The organism is Methanobrevibacter sp. (assembly GCF_045644645.1).
Lineage (GTDB): Archaea > Methanobacteriota > Methanobacteria > Methanobacteriales > Methanobacteriaceae > Methanocatella.
Genome location: NZ_JAZRHE010000077.1, coordinates 1 through 20,545, shown reverse-complemented (window position 1 = coordinate 20,545; position 20,545 = coordinate 1). Strand labels below are relative to the sequence as shown.

The 20,545-nt window shown below is 36.2% G+C and carries 21 protein-coding genes; 11 read left to right on the top strand and 10 right to left on the bottom strand.

Annotation, left to right across the window (positions count from 1 at the left end):
* Nucleotides 1-215 precede the first annotated feature (215 nt).
* Complete coding sequence (locus tag ACKI4K_RS04510; RefSeq protein WP_407422711.1) at nt 216-1,430, top strand: ammonium transporter; 1,215 nt, start codon at nt 216-218, stop codon at nt 1,428-1,430.
* 9 nt (nt 1,431-1,439) lie between these two features.
* Nucleotides 1,440-1,778, top strand: a complete 339-nt coding sequence (locus ACKI4K_RS04505) for a P-II family nitrogen regulator (RefSeq protein WP_406531632.1) — start codon at nt 1,440-1,442, stop codon at nt 1,776-1,778.
* 70 nt (nt 1,779-1,848) lie between these two features.
* On the opposite strand, the gene ACKI4K_RS04500 is transcribed toward ACKI4K_RS04505, so the two are convergent.
* On the bottom strand, nt 1,849-2,457 hold the full coding sequence (locus tag ACKI4K_RS04500; protein ID WP_407422709.1) for a S24/S26 family peptidase: 609 nt from the start codon (nt 2,455-2,457) through the stop codon (nt 1,849-1,851).
* An 8-nt stretch (nt 2,458-2,465) separates the two neighbouring features.
* Nucleotides 2,466-3,140, bottom strand: a complete 675-nt coding sequence (gene aroD / locus ACKI4K_RS04495) for a type I 3-dehydroquinate dehydratase (RefSeq protein WP_407422707.1) — start codon at nt 3,138-3,140, stop codon at nt 2,466-2,468.
* Between the two features lie 157 nt (nt 3,141-3,297).
* Between aroD and ACKI4K_RS04490 the strand changes: the two genes are divergently transcribed.
* From ACKI4K_RS04490 to ACKI4K_RS04470, 5 genes are all read left to right on the top strand, one after another.
* Entirely contained in the window at nt 3,298-4,023 is a 726-nt protein-coding gene (locus ACKI4K_RS04490) for a hypothetical protein (protein ID WP_407422705.1), read from the top strand.
* A 12-nt stretch (nt 4,024-4,035) separates the two neighbouring features.
* The gene (gene sucD, locus ACKI4K_RS04485; RefSeq protein WP_407422703.1) at nt 4,036-4,896 is read left to right on the top strand and encodes a succinate--CoA ligase subunit alpha; all 861 of its coding nucleotides are present in this window, start codon (nt 4,036-4,038) and stop codon (nt 4,894-4,896) included.
* Nucleotides 4,896-6,098 (top strand): hydroxymethylglutaryl-CoA reductase (NADPH), encoded by a 1,203-nt coding sequence (gene hmgA / locus ACKI4K_RS04480; protein ID WP_407422701.1) that lies wholly within the window; start codon nt 4,896-4,898, stop codon nt 6,096-6,098. The genes sucD and hmgA overlap by 1 nt, the downstream gene beginning before the upstream one ends.
* Before the next feature lies 1 nt (nt 6,099).
* Nucleotides 6,100-6,303: a hypothetical protein gene (locus ACKI4K_RS04475; protein WP_407422699.1), complete on the top strand. Its 204-nt coding sequence runs from the start codon at nt 6,100-6,102 to the stop codon at nt 6,301-6,303.
* A 267-nt stretch (nt 6,304-6,570) separates the two neighbouring features.
* Nucleotides 6,571-6,933 carry a hypothetical protein gene (locus ACKI4K_RS04470; protein WP_407422697.1) on the top strand — a complete coding sequence of 121 codons (363 nt, stop codon included), beginning with the start codon at nt 6,571-6,573 and terminating at the stop codon, nt 6,931-6,933.
* A gap of 107 nt (nt 6,934-7,040) precedes the next feature.
* Here ACKI4K_RS04470 and ACKI4K_RS04465 read toward each other — a convergent pair whose 3' ends face one another.
* Together ACKI4K_RS04465 and ACKI4K_RS04460 are read right to left on the bottom strand one after the other, a co-directional pair.
* On the bottom strand, nt 7,041-7,841 hold the full coding sequence (locus ACKI4K_RS04465) for a hypothetical protein (protein WP_407422695.1): 801 nt from the start codon (nt 7,839-7,841) through the stop codon (nt 7,041-7,043).
* Nucleotides 7,841-8,620, bottom strand: a complete 780-nt coding sequence (locus ACKI4K_RS04460) for a hypothetical protein (protein ID WP_407422693.1) — start codon at nt 8,618-8,620, stop codon at nt 7,841-7,843. Before ACKI4K_RS04460 ends, ACKI4K_RS04465 begins: the two co-directional genes overlap by 1 nt.
* 188 nt (nt 8,621-8,808) lie before the next feature.
* Between ACKI4K_RS04460 and ACKI4K_RS04455 the strand changes: the two genes are divergently transcribed.
* Nucleotides 8,809-9,489, top strand: coding sequence for a TIGR00266 family protein (locus tag ACKI4K_RS04455; protein ID WP_407422691.1), 681 nt, complete (start codon nt 8,809-8,811; stop codon nt 9,487-9,489).
* Between the two features lie 173 nt (nt 9,490-9,662).
* Here the strand turns inward: ACKI4K_RS04455 and ACKI4K_RS04450 are convergent, their stop codons facing one another.
* Nucleotides 9,663-10,382, bottom strand: coding sequence for a DUF4013 domain-containing protein (locus ACKI4K_RS04450; protein WP_407422689.1), 720 nt, complete (start codon nt 10,380-10,382; stop codon nt 9,663-9,665).
* Nucleotides 10,383-10,666: 284 nt separating this feature from the next.
* Complete coding sequence (locus tag ACKI4K_RS04445; protein WP_407422687.1) at nt 10,667-12,067, bottom strand: MFS transporter; 1,401 nt, start codon at nt 12,065-12,067, stop codon at nt 10,667-10,669.
* A 170-nt stretch (nt 12,068-12,237) separates the two neighbouring features.
* On the opposite strand from ACKI4K_RS04445, the gene ACKI4K_RS04440 reads away from it, so the two are divergent.
* Genes ACKI4K_RS04440 through ACKI4K_RS04430 form a run of 3 tightly spaced genes read left to right on the top strand, consistent with a single transcriptional unit; the run spans nt 12,238 to nt 18,730 of the window.
* Nucleotides 12,238-12,627 (top strand): hypothetical protein, encoded by a 390-nt coding sequence (locus tag ACKI4K_RS04440; protein ID WP_407422685.1) that lies wholly within the window; start codon nt 12,238-12,240, stop codon nt 12,625-12,627.
* Between the two features lie 21 nt (nt 12,628-12,648).
* On the top strand, nt 12,649-14,508 hold the full coding sequence (locus tag ACKI4K_RS04435; protein ID WP_407422683.1) for a C1 family peptidase: 1,860 nt from the start codon (nt 12,649-12,651) through the stop codon (nt 14,506-14,508).
* Nucleotides 14,486-18,730: an Ig-like domain-containing protein gene (locus ACKI4K_RS04430; protein ID WP_407422681.1), complete on the top strand. Its 4,245-nt coding sequence runs from the start codon at nt 14,486-14,488 to the stop codon at nt 18,728-18,730. Before ACKI4K_RS04435 ends, ACKI4K_RS04430 begins: the two co-directional genes overlap by 23 nt.
* Nucleotides 18,731-19,064: 334 nt before the next feature.
* Here the strand turns inward: ACKI4K_RS04430 and ACKI4K_RS04425 are convergent, their stop codons facing one another.
* Genes ACKI4K_RS04425 through ACKI4K_RS04410 form a run of 4 tightly spaced genes read right to left on the bottom strand, consistent with a single transcriptional unit; the run spans nt 19,065 to nt 20,512 of the window.
* Nucleotides 19,065-19,244 carry a hypothetical protein gene (locus ACKI4K_RS04425; RefSeq protein ID WP_407422679.1) on the bottom strand — a complete coding sequence of 60 codons (180 nt, stop codon included), beginning with the start codon at nt 19,242-19,244 and terminating at the stop codon, nt 19,065-19,067.
* Nucleotides 19,213-19,857, bottom strand: coding sequence for a DUF116 domain-containing protein (locus ACKI4K_RS04420; protein WP_407422677.1), 645 nt, complete (start codon nt 19,855-19,857; stop codon nt 19,213-19,215). Before ACKI4K_RS04420 ends, ACKI4K_RS04425 begins: the two co-directional genes overlap by 32 nt.
* Before the next feature lie 10 nt (nt 19,858-19,867).
* A complete protein-coding gene (locus ACKI4K_RS04415) occupies nt 19,868-20,320 on the bottom strand; it encodes a hypothetical protein (protein WP_407422675.1) in 453 nt (150 codons plus the stop codon).
* A 36-nt stretch (nt 20,321-20,356) separates the two neighbouring features.
* On the bottom strand, nt 20,357-20,512 hold the full coding sequence (locus ACKI4K_RS04410) for a hypothetical protein (RefSeq protein ID WP_165814026.1): 156 nt from the start codon (nt 20,510-20,512) through the stop codon (nt 20,357-20,359).
* Between the last annotated feature and the right edge of the window lie 33 nt (nt 20,513-20,545).

The window sequence follows — 20,545 nt, the reverse complement described above, 5'->3', positions numbered from 1 at the left end:
TTTTTTGAATAATTTTTAGATTATTTTTATTTTATATTAAATTTTGTTCATCAAATTTTATTTTTCACTTTTTTTCCGTATTTTTCCATAACATTTATATACTATGATGATTAATTACTATATATCGGAACAATATTTCCGACATATTATTTCCGACAATTTTTGCCGGTGTTAAATTTATAAAGATACAATTCAAATTTAAGAGATAAGATAAAATGGTCGTTTTTAGTGCAGGTGACACAGCATGGATTCTTGTATGTAGCCTTTTAGTTTTATTAATGAGTATCCCTGCGGTCGCATTTTTTTATGGAGGATTAAGTAAACGTAAAAATGTTTTAAATACTATATTTTTAACTTTTATAGCATTTTCAATAGTAAGTGTATTATGGGTAATTTTCGGTTATCAATTTGCTTTCGGCAGTGATGTATGGGGTCTAATCGGATCTCCAAGCAATTTCTTTTTACAGGGAATTGCTTTAGATGATTTGAACGGAACAATACCAACATTATTGTTCGTAATGTTCCAGTGCGCTTTTGCAGGTTTAACCGTCGCTCTTATTTCAGGAGCACTGGTTGGAAGGATGAAAACAAAAGCATGGATAATTTTCGTAATTGCATGGATTTGTCTCGTGTATATCCCAGTTGCTCACTGGGTATGGGGAGGCGGATGGTTAATGGAAATGGGTGCTCTTGACTTCGCAGGAGGTGCAGTAGTTCATATGAACTCTGGAGCAGCCGCATTGGCTGTCGCATTAGTATTAGGTAAAAGAAAAGACACTTCATTAATTCCACACAACCTCGGATATGCGGTACTTGGTGCAGCATTACTATGGTTTGGATGGATGGGATTCAATGGAGGATCAGGTCTTGCAGCAGATGGGCTTGCAGCAAACGCCATTATAGTTTCAAATGTTGCTGCAGCATTAGGTTTGATTGTATGGACTGCCTTAGATACATATGTTGTTGGGAAACCAACAGTATTAGGCGCAATATCCGGTGCAGTGGCTGGACTTGTAGCTATTACTCCTGCAGCAGGATTTGTTGATGTGCCAGGAGCACTTGTCATTGGTGCAGTGGCTCCATTCGTATCATACTTTGCAATCTATTTCCTAAAACCAAAACTTGGATATGACGATGCTTTAGATGTATGGGGAATACATGGAATGTCTGGTGTTTGGGGTGCAATAGCAACAGGAATCTTTGCAGTACCTGCAATAGGTGGAACTGCAGGATTAATAGCAGGAAACGCCAATCAGGTTGTAATACAACTTATAAGTGTAGTTGCTACTTTAATATATTCATTCACATTAAGTTTCATATTTGCTAAAATATTAGACAAGGCAATGAACGGTATTAGAGTTGAAGAATATGAAGAGGTCGGTGGGCTTGACACAAATCTTCATGAGGAATCAGCATATAATTTTAACTAGGTGTAATTTATGAAAAGTGTTGTTGCAATTATTAGACAAGAAAAATATACGGATGTCAAAAATGCCCTTTTGGCTGTAGGATGCGAAGGTATGAATGTATCCGAAGTTAAAGGTAGGGGAAGTCAAAGAGGAATTAAAGAGTCCTATAGGGGATCAAGCTATTGCATTGATTTAATTCCAAAAACACGCATAGAAATCGTTGTAAAGGATGAAGGTGTTGACACTATTGTTAATGCAATTAAAGAAGGTGCTCACACCGGAAACATCGGGGATGGAAAAATATTCATTTATCCGATGGATAATGTTATAAGAATTAGAACCGGTGAAGAAGGGGATGATGCCGTGTAAATCATTCCTATATCGTATGGCACAATGGAAATAATGTAGTCTACATTATTTCCTCCCTTTTTTTTATCTATCAATAAGAAATAACCACACCATTGATGTCAGAGATATCAACCCATGTTGTTATCCCTTTAACTTCATACAATACTCCGTTTTTATATTCGTGTCTCACGTTTTTGTTGTCACTTTCTAGATAGATATTATCTCCGTCAATATCCCCAACTCTTTTGATGATGCCGCCGTATTCATCGGAATCGGCAACAACTATATCCCCAACATGGATGTCTTTGGATTTGTTTAAAAGGACTTTTTGCCCATCCTGTAGGGTTGGAAGCATAGATGTTCCGTCAACGTAAACGATGACCGGAATTTGGTCTTTGCCAATGCTTGAATCCACACTGATTTTAGGGTTTTTCAAGCCATATCTGCTGCAAATATCGTTAATTCCGCTTTTTAATGTGGTGATATTTGAAGTTGTATCATTCATCGAATCTAAAGTGTAGCCACAAATTTCATTGTTTAAACTTTTCACATCAATGTTGGGATTCATGGCATGTGTTTCAACTTCAACGCCGGCCCCCTCAATGAACAGATTCACACTGCAGGTTGATGTTAAAAATACTGCAAAAAGAGATAAAATTAAAATTATTATTACTATAGCTAAAATAGTCTTTTTAGCCATTTTGACCACTAGTCCATTATATTCAAATCCATGTTCAGCAAGGCTTTCATCGTTTCGATGTCAATCTGCCCCGGTGCTGTGGCATCCCTTCCCGCTGCAAAGGTGATTGGTGAATCAAATTTGGATGCCATGACTCTTGTATAGCTTCCCAAATCCCCCATTGAAATGGCGATTGTGTTTTCACAATGTGAGAGAACAGCAAGGATGGTCAATGTATCTTCCAAATTCTGTGGCATAAAAGCGACTTTTGCAATGTCTCCAAGTTCCTGTTCCTTTTCAACAATGTATGTGATTTCGTCCAATCCGGGGGTTTTTTCAAAATCATGATAGGAAACAATGGTTGTAACGCCGGTGTCATGGATTTTCTTAATATATTCGTCATTGCTTTGAAGTTCGATATCCACATAATCAACTAAAGGTGCACATTCGTATAGTATGTTGATTCTCTCTTCTTCAGAACCTTTAAATGACCCTCCTTCAGAATCAATTCTATTGGTAGCTATCATTGGAAAGTCAATCTCTTCAATGGTGTTTTTTATTTCATCAATATCGGGGTTTTTCAATGCATCAATTCTAAATTCTAATACGTCCGCTCCCTTATCAATGCAGTCTCTAGCTATTTCAATAACATTTTCGCATTTTTCCTGGAAAATTGGAATTGCAATTTTAGTTTGTGAATACATTACTATTTATTATGAGCATTGTCATTTATTAAATTTTCTTTACATTCATATCCAGAGATTTAAACCGTTAAAACTTATTAATTATGAATAACATAATAAATTACAATAAAATATAATATTTTATTAATTTACAAATTCAAGTATACAAGGTGTTATTTTGAAAATTACGGCTATGGGTGCGGATATATCAAAAAATGATGTGTCCTGCAGTTCAATGCTAGTAGAAACTATTGAAAAAAACCTTTATAGAGTTAAAGAACTAGGTGCAAGAGATGTTGCATTAACAAATGTCACTGGGGATGATGTTGTCGTTAGTGCATTTGTCGAAGATGATTTGCTTGAACCTGTCAATGAGGGTATTGTTAATCTTTTGAAGTTAAGTGCAGAAAATTTGGGGGATTTATCCGGCATTTCATCAACTCCCGAAGGGGCTGGTGAAGGAGTTTCTTATGCTGAAGCCAGCATTAGGCCTGATAGATATCCGGATGCTATTGTTTTGGGTTTTGACACATATGGGGGAGAACCATTTGTTGGTGATGTTGCAAACTCTGCTATCGATGCAGCAAAAGGCATGAAAAATTTAACGGATGTGTCAGATTATATTAAACCTGAAACTAGAAAAATACCTGGTGTAGGGTATGTTTCACCGGAAACCGATGATCCAGTTGTTGTTGCAACTGTTGAAGATATCGAATCCGTTGGTGTGATAGCCGGTGCAATGATTGGTGCTGCACTTGGAAATAAGAATACTTATTTAGTTAAAAGAGGAACAACTTGTAATGTATTGCCCGGTAGCGTTATATTTTCTGCTACTGCATTCATGAATGGAAACGTAATAGATTTGGCAGTTCCATTTGAAAATAAGACTAGAATTTTAAGATAGGAGTTATTTATTATGATTTTATTAAACGAGGATACAAAATGTTTAGTTCAAGGAATAACCGGAAAACAAGGTTCATTCCATACAGAACAAATGGTAAAATACAATACTAATATTACTGCAGGTATCACTCCTGGAAAAGGTGGTCAGGACTTTTTGGGAGTTCCAATTTTTAATTCTATAGAAGAAGCAAAAGAAGAAGTGGATATTAATTCTTCAATTATTTTTGTGCCTGCAAGATTTGCAAAAGATGCTGCATTTGAAGCAATAATGCATCTGGATTTGGTTGTTATTATTTCTGAGCATATTCCTGTTCATGACAGTATGAAAATAATGGCATATGCAAAACAGATGGGAACCACCATAATTGGTCCGAACACTCCCGGAATTATTTCTCCGGGTGTTGGCAAATTAGGTATCATGCCTACACATATCTTTTCGGAAGGTAATGTGGGTGTTATTTCAAGAAGTGGTACTTTAACTTATGAGATAGCTAGTGAACTTACAAATGCAGGAATTGGTCAAAGTACAGCAGTGGGAATTGGTGGAGACCCTGTTACAGGAGACAACTATGTTGATATTTTAAAAAGATTTGAAAAAGATGACCAAACTGATGCTGTTGTCCTAATCGGTGAAATAGGGGGAACTGCAGAAGAAAGAGCAGGTAAATTCATTGCTGAAGACATGTCAAAACCTGTTGTATCATATATTGCAGGAAGAACCGCACCACCAGGCAAAAGAATGGGTCATGCTGGAGCCATTATTCAAGGAAATTCAGGTACTGTAGCAAGTAAAACAAAAGCTTTAAATGAAGCTGGCGTTGAAGTAGCTAAAAAACCGTCTGAAATTGTAGATTTACTTAAAAAGGTTATGTAATGACAAATCAGGAAATTATTGATAAACTATCAAAAGGCGAATTGAAATTATATCAGGTTGACAAGTTGGTCAGCGCCAAAGATGCAACCGATATCAGAAGACAATTTTTAGAGCAGAAATATGATATTAAATTGGACAATATTTCCAATTACACTCTTGATATGGAAAGGGCATCTGCAAGAAATATTGAAAATTCAATTGGTGTTCTTCAACTTCCGATGGGTATTGCGGGCCCTTTAAAAATCAATGGGGAATACTGCAGAAGGGAAGTATTTGTTCCACTCGCAACTTCCGAAGGGGCTCTTGTTGCGTCAATAAACCGGGGTGCATCAACTATCACCGCATCAGGCGGTGCAAGTGCAAGGGTCATTTCTGATATCATGACAAGAGCACCAGCCATTAAATGTGAAAATGCAGGTGACGCTTTTAAAATCAAGCAATGGTTTGTAGATAATTTCCAGGAGCTTAAGGAAATCGCCGAAAGTACAACTTCCCACGGCAAATTAATAAAAATTGATCCTATCCTAATTGTTGGAAATTATGTTTATCCACGTTTTGTTTACTCTACCGGTGACAGTATGGGTATGAATATGGTAACAATTGCAACAGAAAAAATTCTGGATAAACTGGCAAATGAAACAACTGCCACACACCTTGCATTAAGCGGTAATGTCTGCGTTGATAAGAAACCGGCGGCCATAAACATTGTTGAAGGAAGAGGCAAAAGCGTTGTGGCAGATATTTTAATACCTAAGGATATCGTATCTAAAAAACTTAAAACAACTGCAGAGGTAATTGTTGAAGTAAACATCGCAAAAAATTTAATCGGTTCTGCAGCTTCAGGCAGCATGGCATATAATGCCCATTATGCAAATATGGTTGCAGCGATATTTTTGGCAACCGGTCAGGATGCCGCTCATGTTGTTGAAGGTTCTCTTGGAATCACTACAGCTGAAAGCAGAAACGGTGATTTGTATTTCTCAGTCAACTTGCCTGATTTGCCTGTAGCTACTGTTGGTGGGGGAACCAGCTTGGAAGTGGCTCATGAAGGATTAGAGATATTGGGTGTTGCAGGTTCCGGCAAGGCTCGCGAATTTGCAGAAATTGTTGCAAGTACTGTTTTGGCTGGAGAATTATCTCTTCTTGGTGCACTTGCAGCGGGGCACTTGGCAAGAGCACATCAGGAACTTGGAAGAGGATAATATGGATGATTTTTTAGATGAATTATATCCTGAAATCACCCTTGAAACCGATGATATAATAATGAATTTAACCATTAAGAAAGATTATTCTCAAATTGAAGATTTGGATAAAAGGAAAGAGGAATTCATCAATGATTTGAAGGCTTTTATAAAAGAGTTTGAAGAAACTCCCGAATCTGATGATTTTATGAGATATTATGAATGATTAGTAAGTCAAAATCAAGCAGAATACTTCAGGTAATGCGTTTACAGAGATTCGGGTGTTGAAATACTTGCTGGCATGGGATTCTCATTAATGGCTTGCATGGGGATTGTGAGAAAAATATGGTTGGATATTGATTAACCATCCTCTTTATTTTTTAATAAAATTTATTCATACTTTACTTATTTTTGTACAAATTATTCAGTATTCACATTTCATTTGAAAACAAATATATGCTAATTTTGCCATTAATACAGCATGATGCCAACGATGATAAAGATAATGCCGTGCATAAATGACATCTCAGCTGGAAATAAGATACCATCAAGTTACAACTCCCAATCAAGTCACGTATACACGGTATATAGTGCATCCGACATGAAAATAATATGCCAATCCGTTGCATTCAATCTCAAAGCATTGATGGACCTTTTCAAACTTAACCTCACAAACGGGCATCTGAAGGTATATGTTGACGGCACACAGGTATTCGACGGCGATGTGGATGACAATCTGTCAAGGGCAATCTTCGAAATCATTGAAAAATTCCTCGGAAAACACGAGATAACAATAGAGTTCAAAGACAGCAACGGAAACACACAAAAATACAATGAGACAATAATAATTGAATAAACCATTAAATTATTATTCTGTTTTTTTTTTAATTCTAAGAGTTTTTAATATAACTATTAGGTGTGGGGGGTCTGAATTTTTTAGTTGTCAGGTGTTGCCGCTGGATGTTACTTCTCTTCTTTTTTCTTTTTAATTAGATCGTTCACTTTAGCGAATTTGCGGTCAACATGTTCATTTACTATTGAAACAGCCAAAGTGGCCGTACCGACACCGGATAATATGAAACCGCTCCATGCCAATACCAACGAATTAAGTTTACCTATTATGTTTTTTCCTGAAGCATCAAAGCTGTTGCTTGTGAATGCATTGGAAACCATTGTTATGGAGTCCATAGGAGAAACGTTTTCAACAACAAGGGTAAATAAAAAACTAACGAGTATTATTGCAAATAACAATATTATGGTTATTCCCAATCCGTTATTTTCAGTATATTCAACAAATTTACGGAAGTAAACTTTAATGAAATACAAATATCCGATAATATGGGTCAAATCCAATAAAACAACAATGCTGTCTCCAAACAATAATCCTGTTATAGAACCGAATGGGATTAAAAGAAACAATAACACTTTATCTTTTAGGGAATCCTTGTCCATTCTAAGAGCAAGATATAGGGAAACAATAATATCCAAAAGATATACGAAATAAAAACCTTCGTTCCAGTCAAAGGTCAGATATAGGCAGATCATGATAATGACCAATATCACTATCAAGTAAAAAACCTGCTTTAATAAGAATACCTCATCAGAAGGGAAATATTCTTGAGGATTTGAAAGCCTAGACCTTTTAAAACGAGCGATTAACCTGCCTTTATTAACAATATATTTGACAATATACACTAAAGCAGCGAAAACTCCAATCGCAACCAATATTTGGAAAATAGTAATAAATATCCATTTGATGCCCATTATTCTTCCTCACCTTCTTCAATCAATTCTATTAATTCTTCAAATCTCTTGTTGAAATGCCTAATTAGAAGCGCAGCCGTTAATGTTGCAGCACCTACTCCGGAAAGGATATATCCTCCCCAAACCAGCAATAAACTATTCATTTTGCCGGGTATGGTATCTCCAAAAACAGAATATCCATTGCCTGTAAATTGATTGGAAACAATTACAAGGGAATCTAAGGCATTCTCGCCTTCAGCATATTGTGTTATGAAAAACCCTGCGAAAATTACTGCAAATAACAATATTATAGTTATCCCCAAAGCGTTTGAATTAGTATATTCTACAAATTTATCGAGGTTAAGCTTTGCGATGTATATAAAGATGAAAGCATGAAGGAAATCTGCTAAAATCACTAAACTGAGGCCGAATAATGGATAGACTAAAGATCCATATGGAATCAATATCAGCCAGACAACTCTATTTTTCCAAGTACTCATATCCAATGTGATTGCAAAGTATAGTGAAAGCGCAATGTCAAATATTCCAAAATAATACAAATCGTTTCCGGAAACCATAATGGAATAGAAAATATTTACAACACACAATGCCATCAAAATCAAATAATAAACCTGTATTAAAGTATGAACCTCATCTTCCGGCAATAATTCATGGATATTTATGGAGTTTCCATACTTATTTTTTAATGTATGGTAAATGACCTTGCCTAAAATGGTTAAAACCAGAAAGATAATAATTACTATGGATAATTGAAACAAAGTACTAGCAAATATTTCCATATGTTCACCAATTAATGTTTATATTATAATAACTATTAATATTTTAGGAATTGAAAAAATAAATAATTATTTAATAAATCATTAATATAAATATTACATGTCTTTAAGTAGATAATTACCGTGACGGCATCATTTCCAATTAATTTTATTGGGAGGGCATTGGTAATAAATATTTTAGGTGATTTAAAATGGAATATGAAGTAAAAGGTGGTGCTTTTCCTATTGTAATATGCACATTACAAAAGGGAGAGACAATGAAAAATGAAACAGGATCAATGGCATTCATGACATCAGGCATGAACATGGATACTAATACTGGTGGAGGCTTATTGAAAGGGCTTGGAAGAGCATTGGCCGGAGACACAGTGTTTTTAAATTTCTTCACTGCTGAATCCGACGGAGAGCAAATTGGATTTTCATCATGCACTCCTGGAAAAATCATGCCTATAAGATTGAATGGGTCAAATACAATTATCGGTCAGAAAAATGCCTTTTTAGCAGCTGAAGAAAGTGTCGATGTTGACATATACTTTAGGAATAAGCTTGGAACCGGGATATTCGGTGGTGAAGGTTTCATCCTTCAGAAATTCACCGGAACCGGTATGGTATTTTTAGAAATTGATGGGGAGGTCATTGAAAAGGACTTGGCTCCTGGAGAAAAAGTGTTGGTGGATCCGGGCCACATTGCCGCAATGGAAGAAAGCGTTGAGTTTGACATTGAAAGAGTCAAGGGAGCTAAAAATATATTGTTTGGAGAAGGACTGTTCTTCTCAAGATTAACCGGACCGGGTAAAGTGTGGATTCAAACAATGCCTATATCCAAATTGGCCCAATCAATAATTCCTTTCTTGCCGGAACGCACTGAATAACAATTAGAAAGAGTTTATTTTTACAATAAACTTTTTTTCATCTTATTTTTAAAACCAGACACCTGATTTGAATTGATTTTGGTTTCACTTAGAAACTTAACGTGTTTTTCTAAAAAAAGTTTAGATATTCATTTTTTGATAAAAAAAGAAAAAAAGAAAAAAGATTGGTTCGATTATGCTGCTTCAGAGTATAATAAACCAATAGCTCTATTGTAGAAGAATACAAAGTAAACTGAGAAAATACCTAATAAAACACTACCAATGGTACTATTCCAGTTAGCAATGAATACGAGAATAACTGCAACGATTACTAAGATAACGAAAATGACAAGAACAGTTGCAATTATTTTACCTAATCCTACTCTGGAAATGTCTCCAATAGCTTCTCCAATAGCTAAAGCATCACCTAAATTATCAGTTTTTGCTAATCTACATTTAGCCATAAAGTTAGCCAAAGCAAATACGATGACTAAGATTATACTGATTATGGTAAGTATCCAGTCTCTAAGGAAAAGACCTAAAACGAAAATAATAATTGCAGGAATAATGTAATATACAATGCTAACAACAATTAATTTGAAAGCATTTGAGACCTGTCTTCCGAAGTCTATTCCAGGACTGTCAGCTCTTCTTTCAATACCGAATTTTATAATGTCTAAACCATACCCTTCAATCAAGAACAGTACAATAACAAAAACAATAATTCCAACAATAGTCAGTCCGCCAAGAGTATATCCGGCCAAACCTTTTGAAGAGAATGAAGCTGCAAGTGAGATTACAGATGCACCTCCGATAATTCCGGCTATTATGGCTAAAACTGCATATAAGACTAATGCTTTAATATTACTAAAAGGATATGCTATAGCATCTCCTATTATATCTCCTACACCCATGTTTATCACCTTTTTTTTTTTATTTTTTATTTAATTAATAAATTGAAACTCATATGAGTTAAAGTTACTTTTATTACTCAATCCATATAAATATTGCGATAAAATTTTGCTTTTTTTGAAATAAAAGTGAGAATATGCTATTTGATTGTATAATTCCTAAGTCTGTATTTTTTTAGACTTTGTTGAGAATAAAGTTAAAAAAGAAAAATGGTGAGAAATATATTCTCATTTTATTAAAAAAAGATATTAATATTCTGACATTTACTGAAATTAATTACAAAGGATTAGGCTTTTGCATTCCAGCTTTCAATTTTGTCCTTATCGTCAATATAGGCGATGGCCAAAATAAGCATGACAACATGCAAAGCAACCAGAATCAATGAGGTCTGGTTGAATGCTACAACTGATGAGGTATTGTGTTCTATGGCGCCTCCTGCCAAAACGGCCACCATCACAACGACTATTGATGAGCCGATTGCTGCAAAAATCTGCCTTAGAGTATTGTTTACTGCAGTTCCGTCCTCCACCTTGTCGGACACCATGGTCAAGGTCCATGTTGTTGCAGGCATCAGTGCCAGGCCTGTACCGATTAGACGGATTGACTGGGTTATGGCCATGAATTCAAAGGAGGAATCCTGGGTATAGAACATCATGGTTGCAAATCCTATTATGGAAACAATACATCCCATAATCAGGACCTTCTTGATTCCTATCCTGTTTGTAAGCAATGGGCCCACTATATTAAAGACAATTATCAGCAATCCTCCAGGAAGCATCACGGAGGCGGAAATAATTGCGGAATTGTAGGCCACGCCCTGAATGAATATGGGGATAAGTGCACTACATCCGTTCAAACATGAAAAGAGAATGCAGATGAATGTTGTGCCCACCAGAAAATACCTGTTTTTAAGTATGGACAGGTTAATCAAAGGCTTTTCCAATTTTGATTGACGCTTTATAAATAGTATTAAAGTTATGATTCCAATGATTATCGGCAAAATTACTAGATGATGTGCAAATCCATAATCCGCAACGTTTGTAAAGCCAAGCATCACTCCTGCACATCCAATCACCGACAATATGACTGATAAATGGTCTAGAGGATAATCTTCAGTGGGAGTATTGTCCTTTACAAGGAATATGCCTAAAACCAAAATGACTATTGTGGCATATGTGAAAAATGAGAAAAGTTCCCTCCAGCCGTATAATGTTATTACAAATCCTCCTATGAAAGAACCTAAAACGGGAGCTATTGCAATAACCAAGCCGTATAGTCCCATATAAGTCTGCCATTTCTCTTCAGGAATGGTTCTCAAGAGCAAAATCTGGACATATGGCATTATGATGCCGTTTCCAATGCCCTGAAGAACCCTGCCTAGGATCAATACGATTAATGAAGTTGAAAAATAACATATGATAGACCCTAAAAGAAATATGATTAGTGAAAAGAAGAATATTGTCCTTGCACTGAATCTTCGGGATATATACGCGCTTAACGGAATCATTACGCCTACAACAAGCAGGAATGCTGAATAGGACCATTGTGCCTGTGTTGATGAGACTGAAAAGTCACTCATCAGATAAACGACACCTGTTGTAATAATTGACTGGGCTATTGTTACCAGGCTGGCCGCCAAGATGAACAGAACCAATAGCCTCATCCGACTGTTTAATTTTACATTCATTTTTTCACTAAATTTAGATTATGGCTATAATTTTGTAATGAATATTATTAATTTTTTTTGCTAAAAAACTGTATTTTGTAATTGTTTGAATATCATATTTTTTAAATCAATCCAAACTAATATAAAATGCTTAAATAACGATTTTTCACATATATTAATATGTGATAATTATGAAGGTTTTAAAAATTTTGATTGTCATGCTTATTTTGATAATGTCAGTGGGGGCGGTCTGCGCAGCGGAAAACATCGCCGACGATGCAATTGGTGATGACAGCAAAGAAATATTAGAAACGGTTCAAGAGGATATCACAACTGATGACAGTGCGGATATTCTTAAAACCACTCAGAATGACATCTACACGGCAAGTGATGATTCATTCACAAACTTGACTGAGGAAATAAAAAGTAAAGATGTTGTGGATTTAACTCACGACTATAAATTCAACAACGAAACCGATGACGATAGCGGAATTGTTATTGAGAAAGATAATTTTGTCCTTAACGGTAACGGTCGCACAATCGATGGAAACAACCAATCAAGAATATTCTCCATTACCTGAAATAATATAACATTAAATGATTTGATTTTAATCAACGGTAATTATGAGGTTGCTGCCGGAATGCGTGCTGTTGGAACAATAACATTAAATAATGTTACTTTCATCAACAATTATGCAAAGGATCAAGGGGGAGCCATAGCAATTCGAGATGGCACCATCCTTATTTGTAATGATTGTAAATTTATTGATAATTATGCTCAAGGTGGATCAGCTATTCTTGATGCGGACAGTGAAGTGAGGCTTTACAATTCATACATAACCTCAAAAAATTTCGGTAAAGCTTCTCAAATTCTCCTTTCACCAAGCACTGAACTTACACCAACTGAAATTTATATAGAAAACACTACTTTTGCCAATATTAGTGCATCTTATGCACCAGCATTATATCTTAAATCTTCTAAAGCTTCAATAATCAATTCCACATTCGTTAATTTAAAAGCCAATATTACTGCAGGTGCAATTAGTACTAAAACTGGTGGAGAACTATATATTAAAAATTGTGAATTTGTAAATGTCACCTCTTCTAAAAATGGAGGAGCCATTTTTGCAGATGTCACTGGAGATGATGAATATACAGGCACAATAACCATACTTGATACTAAATTTAAGGATACATATTCTGAATTTGGTGGAGCCTATGTCCAATTGGGCGGAAATTTCGTTTTAACCAATACAGAATTCATAAACTCACATGCCGAATATGAGGGGGGTGCAATTTACATTTCACATACGAATACTGCAATCAATAATTGTACCTTTGATTCAAATGGTGTCAGCATTATTGAAGGATATCCAACCTATGGAGGTGCAATATTCTGTGATAAGAGTACATTAAATATAACCGAATTTAAATTTTTCAATAATGATTTGGCAAGTGCAGGCAGTGCAATATATGCATACGATACCTCATACAACATCAAAAATTCAATATTTGATAACAATACAAACCCTATCTACACTGTTTTCGATGGAGAATCCAATTTGGATAAAAGCAATGTTTTCAGTAATGACGAGAATGTCTCAACAAACAATAAATATTATGCAACTATAATGACCGGACAAGGCATGCAATTGGTACTGCTTAACAATTCAATCAATACCACTGTCATTCCAGACAGCTTTGACTTACGCGATTACGGATGGGTTTCATCCGTTAAAAATCAAGCATGGATGGGAGCCTGCTGGACATTCGGAATGACAGGTACCATGGAATCAGCATTGCTGAAAGCCGCAAACATCACAACTGATTTCTCAGAAAACAACATGCAGAATACCATGCTGAAATATTCAATTTACGGTGGCCCTATAGTGGAAGGCGGAGCCAACGTTCTTTCCACAGCTTACTTGTTGAGCTGGCTTGGAGCATTCACTCAGGATGCGGATACCTATGATGAAATGGGCAAACTCTCACCTGTAATCACAACCCTGAATGATATCCATATTCAGGATGTGATGTTCACACCTAACAAGGAGATACCAGACGGCACATTACTTAAATTGGCAATCATGAAATATGGTGCTTTGGACGCGGCATTTTTCGGGCAAGCAACATTTGATGAGGTAAATCCTTATTATAATCCTGAAACCTATGCACATTATGTTAATGAATCTAGAAATCCATCTCATGATATTTCAATTATCGGATGGGACGATAATTTTGATGCAAGCAACTTCTTGATTACACCTCCCGGCAACGGCGCATGGATTGTCAAAAACAGTTATGGTACTGAGTGGGGAGACAATGGATTCTTCTATATTTCATATTACGATAAGACATTACTGAACTCTAAAGATGTGACAAATTATGCTACTTCAATAATAGTTGAAAATACCGAACCATACAATAAAAATTACCAATATGCTCTTATATGGGGGGGGTGAATTTAAATCAAGCAATCAAAATGTAAGTTATATGAATGAATTTGAAGCATTGGATGATGATTTGATTGCAGCTGTCGGAACATACTTCGAGAAGGAGGGTATCGATTATACAGTCGAAATTTATGTAAACGACGAGTTGAAATTGACCCAAACCGGAGTGTCACCATACTTCGGTTACCGCACAATCAAGCTAAACAAATACATCCCAATTAGGAAAGGCGATGTTTTCAAAGCAGTGATAACTTCAGATTCTGCACCAACCGTTAACTTAACCAATGTCAGGTCACATTACACTCAAAATATGTCATTCATATCCTTCGACGGAGAACCTATGAAAGATTCCTATGACTTAGGCTACATTGTATGTTTAAAAGTATATACTGTTGCAAATCCAACATTTTCCGAATTGCAGGAAGCTATTGCAGATTCAACAGAAAACCATTTGGATTTATACTGTGATTATGAATTCAACAACGGCACTGACAACAGCACTGGAATTTTAATCAGCAGGGACAACTTTGTCATCAAAGGTAACGGCCGCGTGATTAACGGTAATAATCTTTCAAGGATATTCAACATTACTGCAAACAACGTAACATTAAACGATTTGATTTTAACCGGAGGTAATGCCGAAAAAGGTGGAGCAATCTATACCACTGGATTATTAACATTGAACAATGTCACTTTCATTGAGAACTATGCAAGTAAAAATGGTGGGGCAGTAGCAATCTACGAAGATGAAACCATTAACTGTAACAATTCCCAATTCATTGACAATTATGCGGGTGAAGGTGGATCATCAGTTGTAGTTGCAAAAGGAAAACTAAACCTTTATAATGCATGCATCACCTCAAAAGTATATGCTAAAGCAGGTCAAATCATGGGCTCCACAGGCGCCAGATTCTATCTCGAAAACATTACCTTTGCCAATACCACAGCCACATATTCACCTGCAATATACCTTGTAGGTTCCAAAATTAGAATAATCAATTCCAAATTCATTAATCTAAAAGCTAATATAACTGCAGGTGCAATGAGCCTTAGGGAAGGCGGTGAACTCTACATTAAGAATTGTGAATTCATAAACACTACCTCTTCCAAAAATGCAGGTGCCGTCTATGTAGACATTACTGGATATGCTCCGGACAATGAGGGTAATGTGACAATAATCGATTCCAAATTTAAGGGCACCTCCTCAGGGTTTGCTGGAGCATATGTCCAATTGGGCGGACAGTTCTGGCTTAACAATACAGAGTTCATAAACACTCACGCCATCTATAATGGAGGGGCAATCTATCTTTCATTTACAGAAACTGAAATCAGCAATTGTACTTTCGATTCAGATGGTGTTGAGGTTATTGAAGGTTATCCGACCTATGGCGGAGCAATATTCTTAGATATATCTACATTAAATATAAATGACTCCAAGTTTTTCAACAACAATGCTAGTGCAGGATCTGCGATTTATGCATATGACTCTTCATATGACATTAGGAATTCAGTATTTGAAAACAATACAAACCCGATTTACTCTGTTTTTGACAAACAAATCAATATAGCTAGAAGCAATGTTTTTGTTAATGACGATGATATCTCACTAAACAATACATATTATGCGACAATAATGATTGGGGAAGGTCTACAATTAACATTACTTAATAACACCATTAATGTCACTACTATTCCGGCCAGATTTGATTTGCGTGACTGGGGATGGGTATCACAAGTCAGGAACCAAGGATGGATGGGTGCCTGCTGGACATTCGGAATGACCGGCGCATTAGAATCAGCATTATTAAAAGCTACAGGAATTCCATTTAACGTTTCCATGAATAATATGAAAACTGTGATGAAGTATTCCCTTTGTGGTGCTTTGGAAGTAGCTGAAGGTGGAGCCAATCTTGCTGCTTCAGGTTATCTGTTGAGCTGGCTTGGAGCGATTCCATATGACGCCGATACCTATGATGAGCTTGGAAAAATTACAATGCCAATCACAACCGGCCAGGACATCCATGTTCAGGATATGATATTCATACCTAACAATGAAATCCCTAACGGTACACAAATGAAACTGGCAATCATGAAATACGGATCTCTGGATGTGTCCTTTTTCGGGCAAGACACATTTGATGCGGAAACTCCTTATTATAATCCAGAAACCTATGCACATTATGTCGATGCGCCTGAAAATGGAAACCATGAAGTATCCATTATCGGATGGGACGATAATTTCCCAAAAGAAAAATTCCTAATCACACCTCCTGGTGACGGTGCATGGATTGTCAAGAACAGTTATGGTACTGAGTGGGGAGACAAGGGATTCTTCTATATTTCATATTATGACCAATCACTCATACCATATACTCCAGGCATGGTCGTTAATTACGCCGCAGCCACCATAATCGAAAATACTGTGCCATACAATAAAAACTATCAATATGACATTACATGGCTTTCCAATTCTGAGCCAAGTGATGGAAATATAAGTTATATGAATGTATTTGAAGCATTGGATGATGATTTGATTGCTGGTGTCGGAACATACTTCAACCAAGAGGGTGTCAATTACACCGTTGAGATTTATGTCAATGATGAATTAAAATTAACTCAGGATGGTGCATCATCATATTACGGTTACCACACAATCAAATTGGATAGTTACATACCAATCAAAAAAGGAGATGTATTCAAAGCAGCAATAACCTCAAATTGGGTACCATACCTTCTTTTAGAGGATACTAGGGTTCATTATACTCAAAACATTTCATTTGTCTCATTTGACGGAAAAACCTGGCAAGATGCTTATGACTTAGGCTATATTGCTTGTCTAAAAGTATACACCGTTGCTGACGACTCTAAAATCATCAATAATGAAAACATCACTGTTGACTATGGCAGTGAATCATACTTCACAGTTCAGGTTGTGACTGCTGATGGCCATGCAGTTGGTGAAGGTGCAGTTGTCAATTTCACAATCAATGGAAAAGCAACTGCAGCAATAACTGATGCTGAGGGTATTGCTAAATTTGAAATAACTGAGGTTCCAGGCACCTATGATGTAACAACCACCTACAACGGTCAAACCTATAAGAATAAAGTTACTGTAAATAGATTAGAAAGTATCCTGTCTTCCAATGATGTTTCCGCCATCCATAATGTCAGTTCCAGGTTGTATGCCACCTTGACTGATGCGGATGGTAATGCTATTGTTGGTGCTAAGGTCAATCTGGTCTTAGGTAGTATCAATAAGACTGTGAAGACTGACAGTAAAGGTAGGATTTCTGCGTCCACTAAGAATTTGGATGTGGGTGATTATACTGTTGTAATCACTTTTACCGGTGATGAGTTTTATGCTCCTTCTAAAACCACTGCGAATGTGTTTGTGAGGGATGTCTCTGTCTTATCAGCCAATGATGTTTCTGCAGTCTATAACGTTAGTTCCAGGTTGTATGCTACCTTGACTGATGCTGATGGTAATCCTGTTGTTGGTGCTAAGGTCAATATGGTTTTAGGTAGTATTAATAAGACTGTGAAGACTGATGCTAAAGGTAGGATTTCCGCATCCACCAAGAATCTGGATGTTGGCGAGTATACTGCTGTAATCACATTTGCCGGTGACAGTGTCTATGCTCCTTCAAAAACAACCGCCAAAGTCCTGGTAAAAACAGGAACCGAATTGACAGCCAAAGACATTGTTGCCGAGTATAACGTCAGCTCCAGATTATATGCGACATTAAAAGATACAGGCGGCAACATCATCACAGGCGCCAAGGTCAATCTGGTATTGGGCAGCATCAACAAAACAGTCAAGACAGACAGCAAGGGAAGGGTTTCCGTTTCCACAGTGTCATTGGCTCCGGGCAACTACACTGCAAGGATTTCCTATGCCGGCGATGATACCTATTATAAGTCAAGCACAACCGCCAAAGTGGTTGTAAACAAGATTCCAACCACATTGACCGCAAAGGACATTGTCGCAAAACAAGGATCCAGCACCAGGTTTTATGTCACATTGAATGACGCTGATGGCAATCTTCTCACAGGCGTTAAAGTTAGGTTAGTTTTAGGCAATATTGACAAGACTGTAAAGACTGATGCCAATGGCAGAATTTCCGCATCCCTTAAGAATCTGGCTGCAGGCAACTACACCGCGACAATCTCATGTGCCGGCACAGAAATATATGGTGCTTCAAGCACAACAGCCAGCGTGGTAATACGTTAAAATATAAAGCGATTAAAAACAGTGATTTTCAGATTTGAAAGGAGATTATTTTTTTTCTCCTTATTTTTTTTATTTTTTCATGCTACAAAAACAGATGCAAAATTAACTTTTATGGGCAATTCTACCATCAATGAATGAGATTCAATTGAAATTAAACTAACAGATAAGAATGGAACACCATTGGTTAACCAATCCGTAAATGTAACAGTTACAGATGAAAATAAAACAAGTGATTACCATTCTGTTGTTACAAATGATGATGGTGTGGTACTTTAAACCTTGATAAAAACACTGGAAACTATAATATCACTACCAAATATTGTGGAAATAAAGATTATAAGGAAAAACACCATATCTCAAAATGTAACCTTAAAACTGCTGAAACTACTGCAGTTTCATCAAGTTCACAGTCCTCAGCACTCCAGTATAGCCTGTATAATTTACCGCCAAGCAATGATTCATATCTAATCATATGTGTTTTTCTATGGCTGGTGTTTGGAGTCAATTTTTTCAAACACTTTTTTAACATTCACTTTTGTTTCAAAACAGCCTGTTTTTTCAAGCAGAACTCCCTGAGGGCAAAAATCAGAAAGCAGCATCATCATCTGATTTAGGTCTTCATGGCAAGCGACACCGACAACCGCCTTAAACTTATTTTCCATAACTATTTTTTTAACAAAACTTGACCCTGGAACAATGTATAGCTTATATCCTAATGGTTCAGCTTTCCTTTTAATAATTCCTATGGAACATAATCCGCATTCTGTGCAATTTAAACCTTCTTTTTGAAGTGTTGCAGGACAATCCCTATGCCTTAGGCAATGGGGCAGAAAAATTAAAGTTTTTTCGGCAGGAATCTCCTTAAATTTTTCCTTATTAATTTCATCCCTGACTTTTATTGCAATGTCATCAATCAGATGCTCATCTAATTTTAGCATGCGGGCTATTGTTTTAAATGGGGAGTATAATAGGTCAACGACAAACAAAACAAATCTGGGAAACTTAATCTGATTTTTTCTGGCTATCAATAGGCCCAATATTAAGACAATGATAAATAATATTATAATGAGGATAGCTACAGAAACCACTAACTGCCCTAAAAAGGTATAAAATGAATCAATAAACATGTTATCTATCCTAGAATTGTTCTATGGTGTAGTTGTCAAAGTCCTTATTTAGTTTAACTCCGGTTTGTGTTTTTGTTATTTCCAGTCCAGATAAACTGTCGCATGAGCAAAGCACGTCCTGTTCTGGGTGTGTTCCAGGTATGATATTACAATTCAAGTTTACTCGCTCACCTATCGATAAAACGGTTTCCAATCGTTTGGTTGAGGGATGGTCTTTATTCAAAATAACTATGGGAGATGATTCCTCTCTGCTTAAATAAGCCTGTGATCTTATGGCTCTTTTATCCTTTTTAAAGTTAGAAACGGCAATTATATCATCAGATTCTAAAAACTGCACTATTTCTTCATTGTCATGGGTTGCTATAAATAACATTTTATTTTCATAAGCTACCTTAACGATTCCGACAATTCCGGTTTCACCTTCAAGAAACAGTATTTCATCATTTTTAAAATCAATATCCATAAAAATCAATTAAAAAATAAAGAAGAGTAAATAAATTTACTCTGCAAGTTCAACGTTGTCACTTTGGCAAGATGGACAAACTACTTTCTTTCCAAGACCTTTAAAGGAATTTCCACAGTCTTTGCAATGATATTTTTTTGTTTTTAATTTTTTCAAATCGATATCGGCCATCGGGCCTCCACTAGAACACATTTAAAATCACCTATAATATTATATATTATATAT

Excerpts from the sequence above, each read along its gene's own strand:
- ACKI4K_RS04510 (WP_407422711.1), top strand. The coding sequence starts at position 216 with ATGGTCGTTTTTAGTGCAGGTGACACAGCATGGATTCTTGTATGTAGC.
- ACKI4K_RS04505 (WP_406531632.1), top strand. The coding sequence starts at position 1,440 with ATGAAAAGTGTTGTTGCAATTATTAGACAAGAAAAATATACGGATGTC.
- ACKI4K_RS04500 (WP_407422709.1), bottom strand. The coding sequence starts at position 2,457 with ATGGCTAAAAAGACTATTTTAGCTATAGTAATAATAATTTTAATTTTA.
- aroD (WP_407422707.1), bottom strand. The coding sequence starts at position 3,140 with ATGTATTCACAAACTAAAATTGCAATTCCAATTTTCCAGGAAAAATGC.
- sucD (WP_407422703.1), top strand. The coding sequence starts at position 4,036 with ATGATTTTATTAAACGAGGATACAAAATGTTTAGTTCAAGGAATAACC.
- hmgA (WP_407422701.1), top strand. The coding sequence starts at position 4,896 with ATGACAAATCAGGAAATTATTGATAAACTATCAAAAGGCGAATTGAAA.
- ACKI4K_RS04475 (WP_407422699.1), top strand. The coding sequence starts at position 6,100 with ATGGATGATTTTTTAGATGAATTATATCCTGAAATCACCCTTGAAACC.
- ACKI4K_RS04470 (WP_407422697.1), top strand. The coding sequence starts at position 6,571 with ATGATAAAGATAATGCCGTGCATAAATGACATCTCAGCTGGAAATAAG.
- ACKI4K_RS04465 (WP_407422695.1), bottom strand. The coding sequence starts at position 7,841 with ATGGGCATCAAATGGATATTTATTACTATTTTCCAAATATTGGTTGCG.
- ACKI4K_RS04460 (WP_407422693.1), bottom strand. The coding sequence starts at position 8,620 with ATGGAAATATTTGCTAGTACTTTGTTTCAATTATCCATAGTAATTATT.
- ACKI4K_RS04455 (WP_407422691.1), top strand. The coding sequence starts at position 8,809 with ATGGAATATGAAGTAAAAGGTGGTGCTTTTCCTATTGTAATATGCACA.
- ACKI4K_RS04450 (WP_407422689.1), bottom strand. The coding sequence starts at position 10,382 with ATGGGTGTAGGAGATATAATAGGAGATGCTATAGCATATCCTTTTAGT.
- ACKI4K_RS04445 (WP_407422687.1), bottom strand. The coding sequence starts at position 12,067 with ATGAATGTAAAATTAAACAGTCGGATGAGGCTATTGGTTCTGTTCATC.
- ACKI4K_RS04440 (WP_407422685.1), top strand. The coding sequence starts at position 12,238 with ATGAAGGTTTTAAAAATTTTGATTGTCATGCTTATTTTGATAATGTCA.
- ACKI4K_RS04430 (WP_407422681.1), top strand. The coding sequence starts at position 14,486 with ATGCTCTTATATGGGGGGGGTGAATTTAAATCAAGCAATCAAAATGTA.
- ACKI4K_RS04420 (WP_407422677.1), bottom strand. The coding sequence starts at position 19,857 with ATGTTTATTGATTCATTTTATACCTTTTTAGGGCAGTTAGTGGTTTCT.
- ACKI4K_RS04415 (WP_407422675.1), bottom strand. The coding sequence starts at position 20,320 with ATGGATATTGATTTTAAAAATGATGAAATACTGTTTCTTGAAGGTGAA.
- ACKI4K_RS04410 (WP_165814026.1), bottom strand. The coding sequence starts at position 20,512 with ATGTGTTCTAGTGGAGGCCCGATGGCCGATATCGATTTGAAAAAATTA.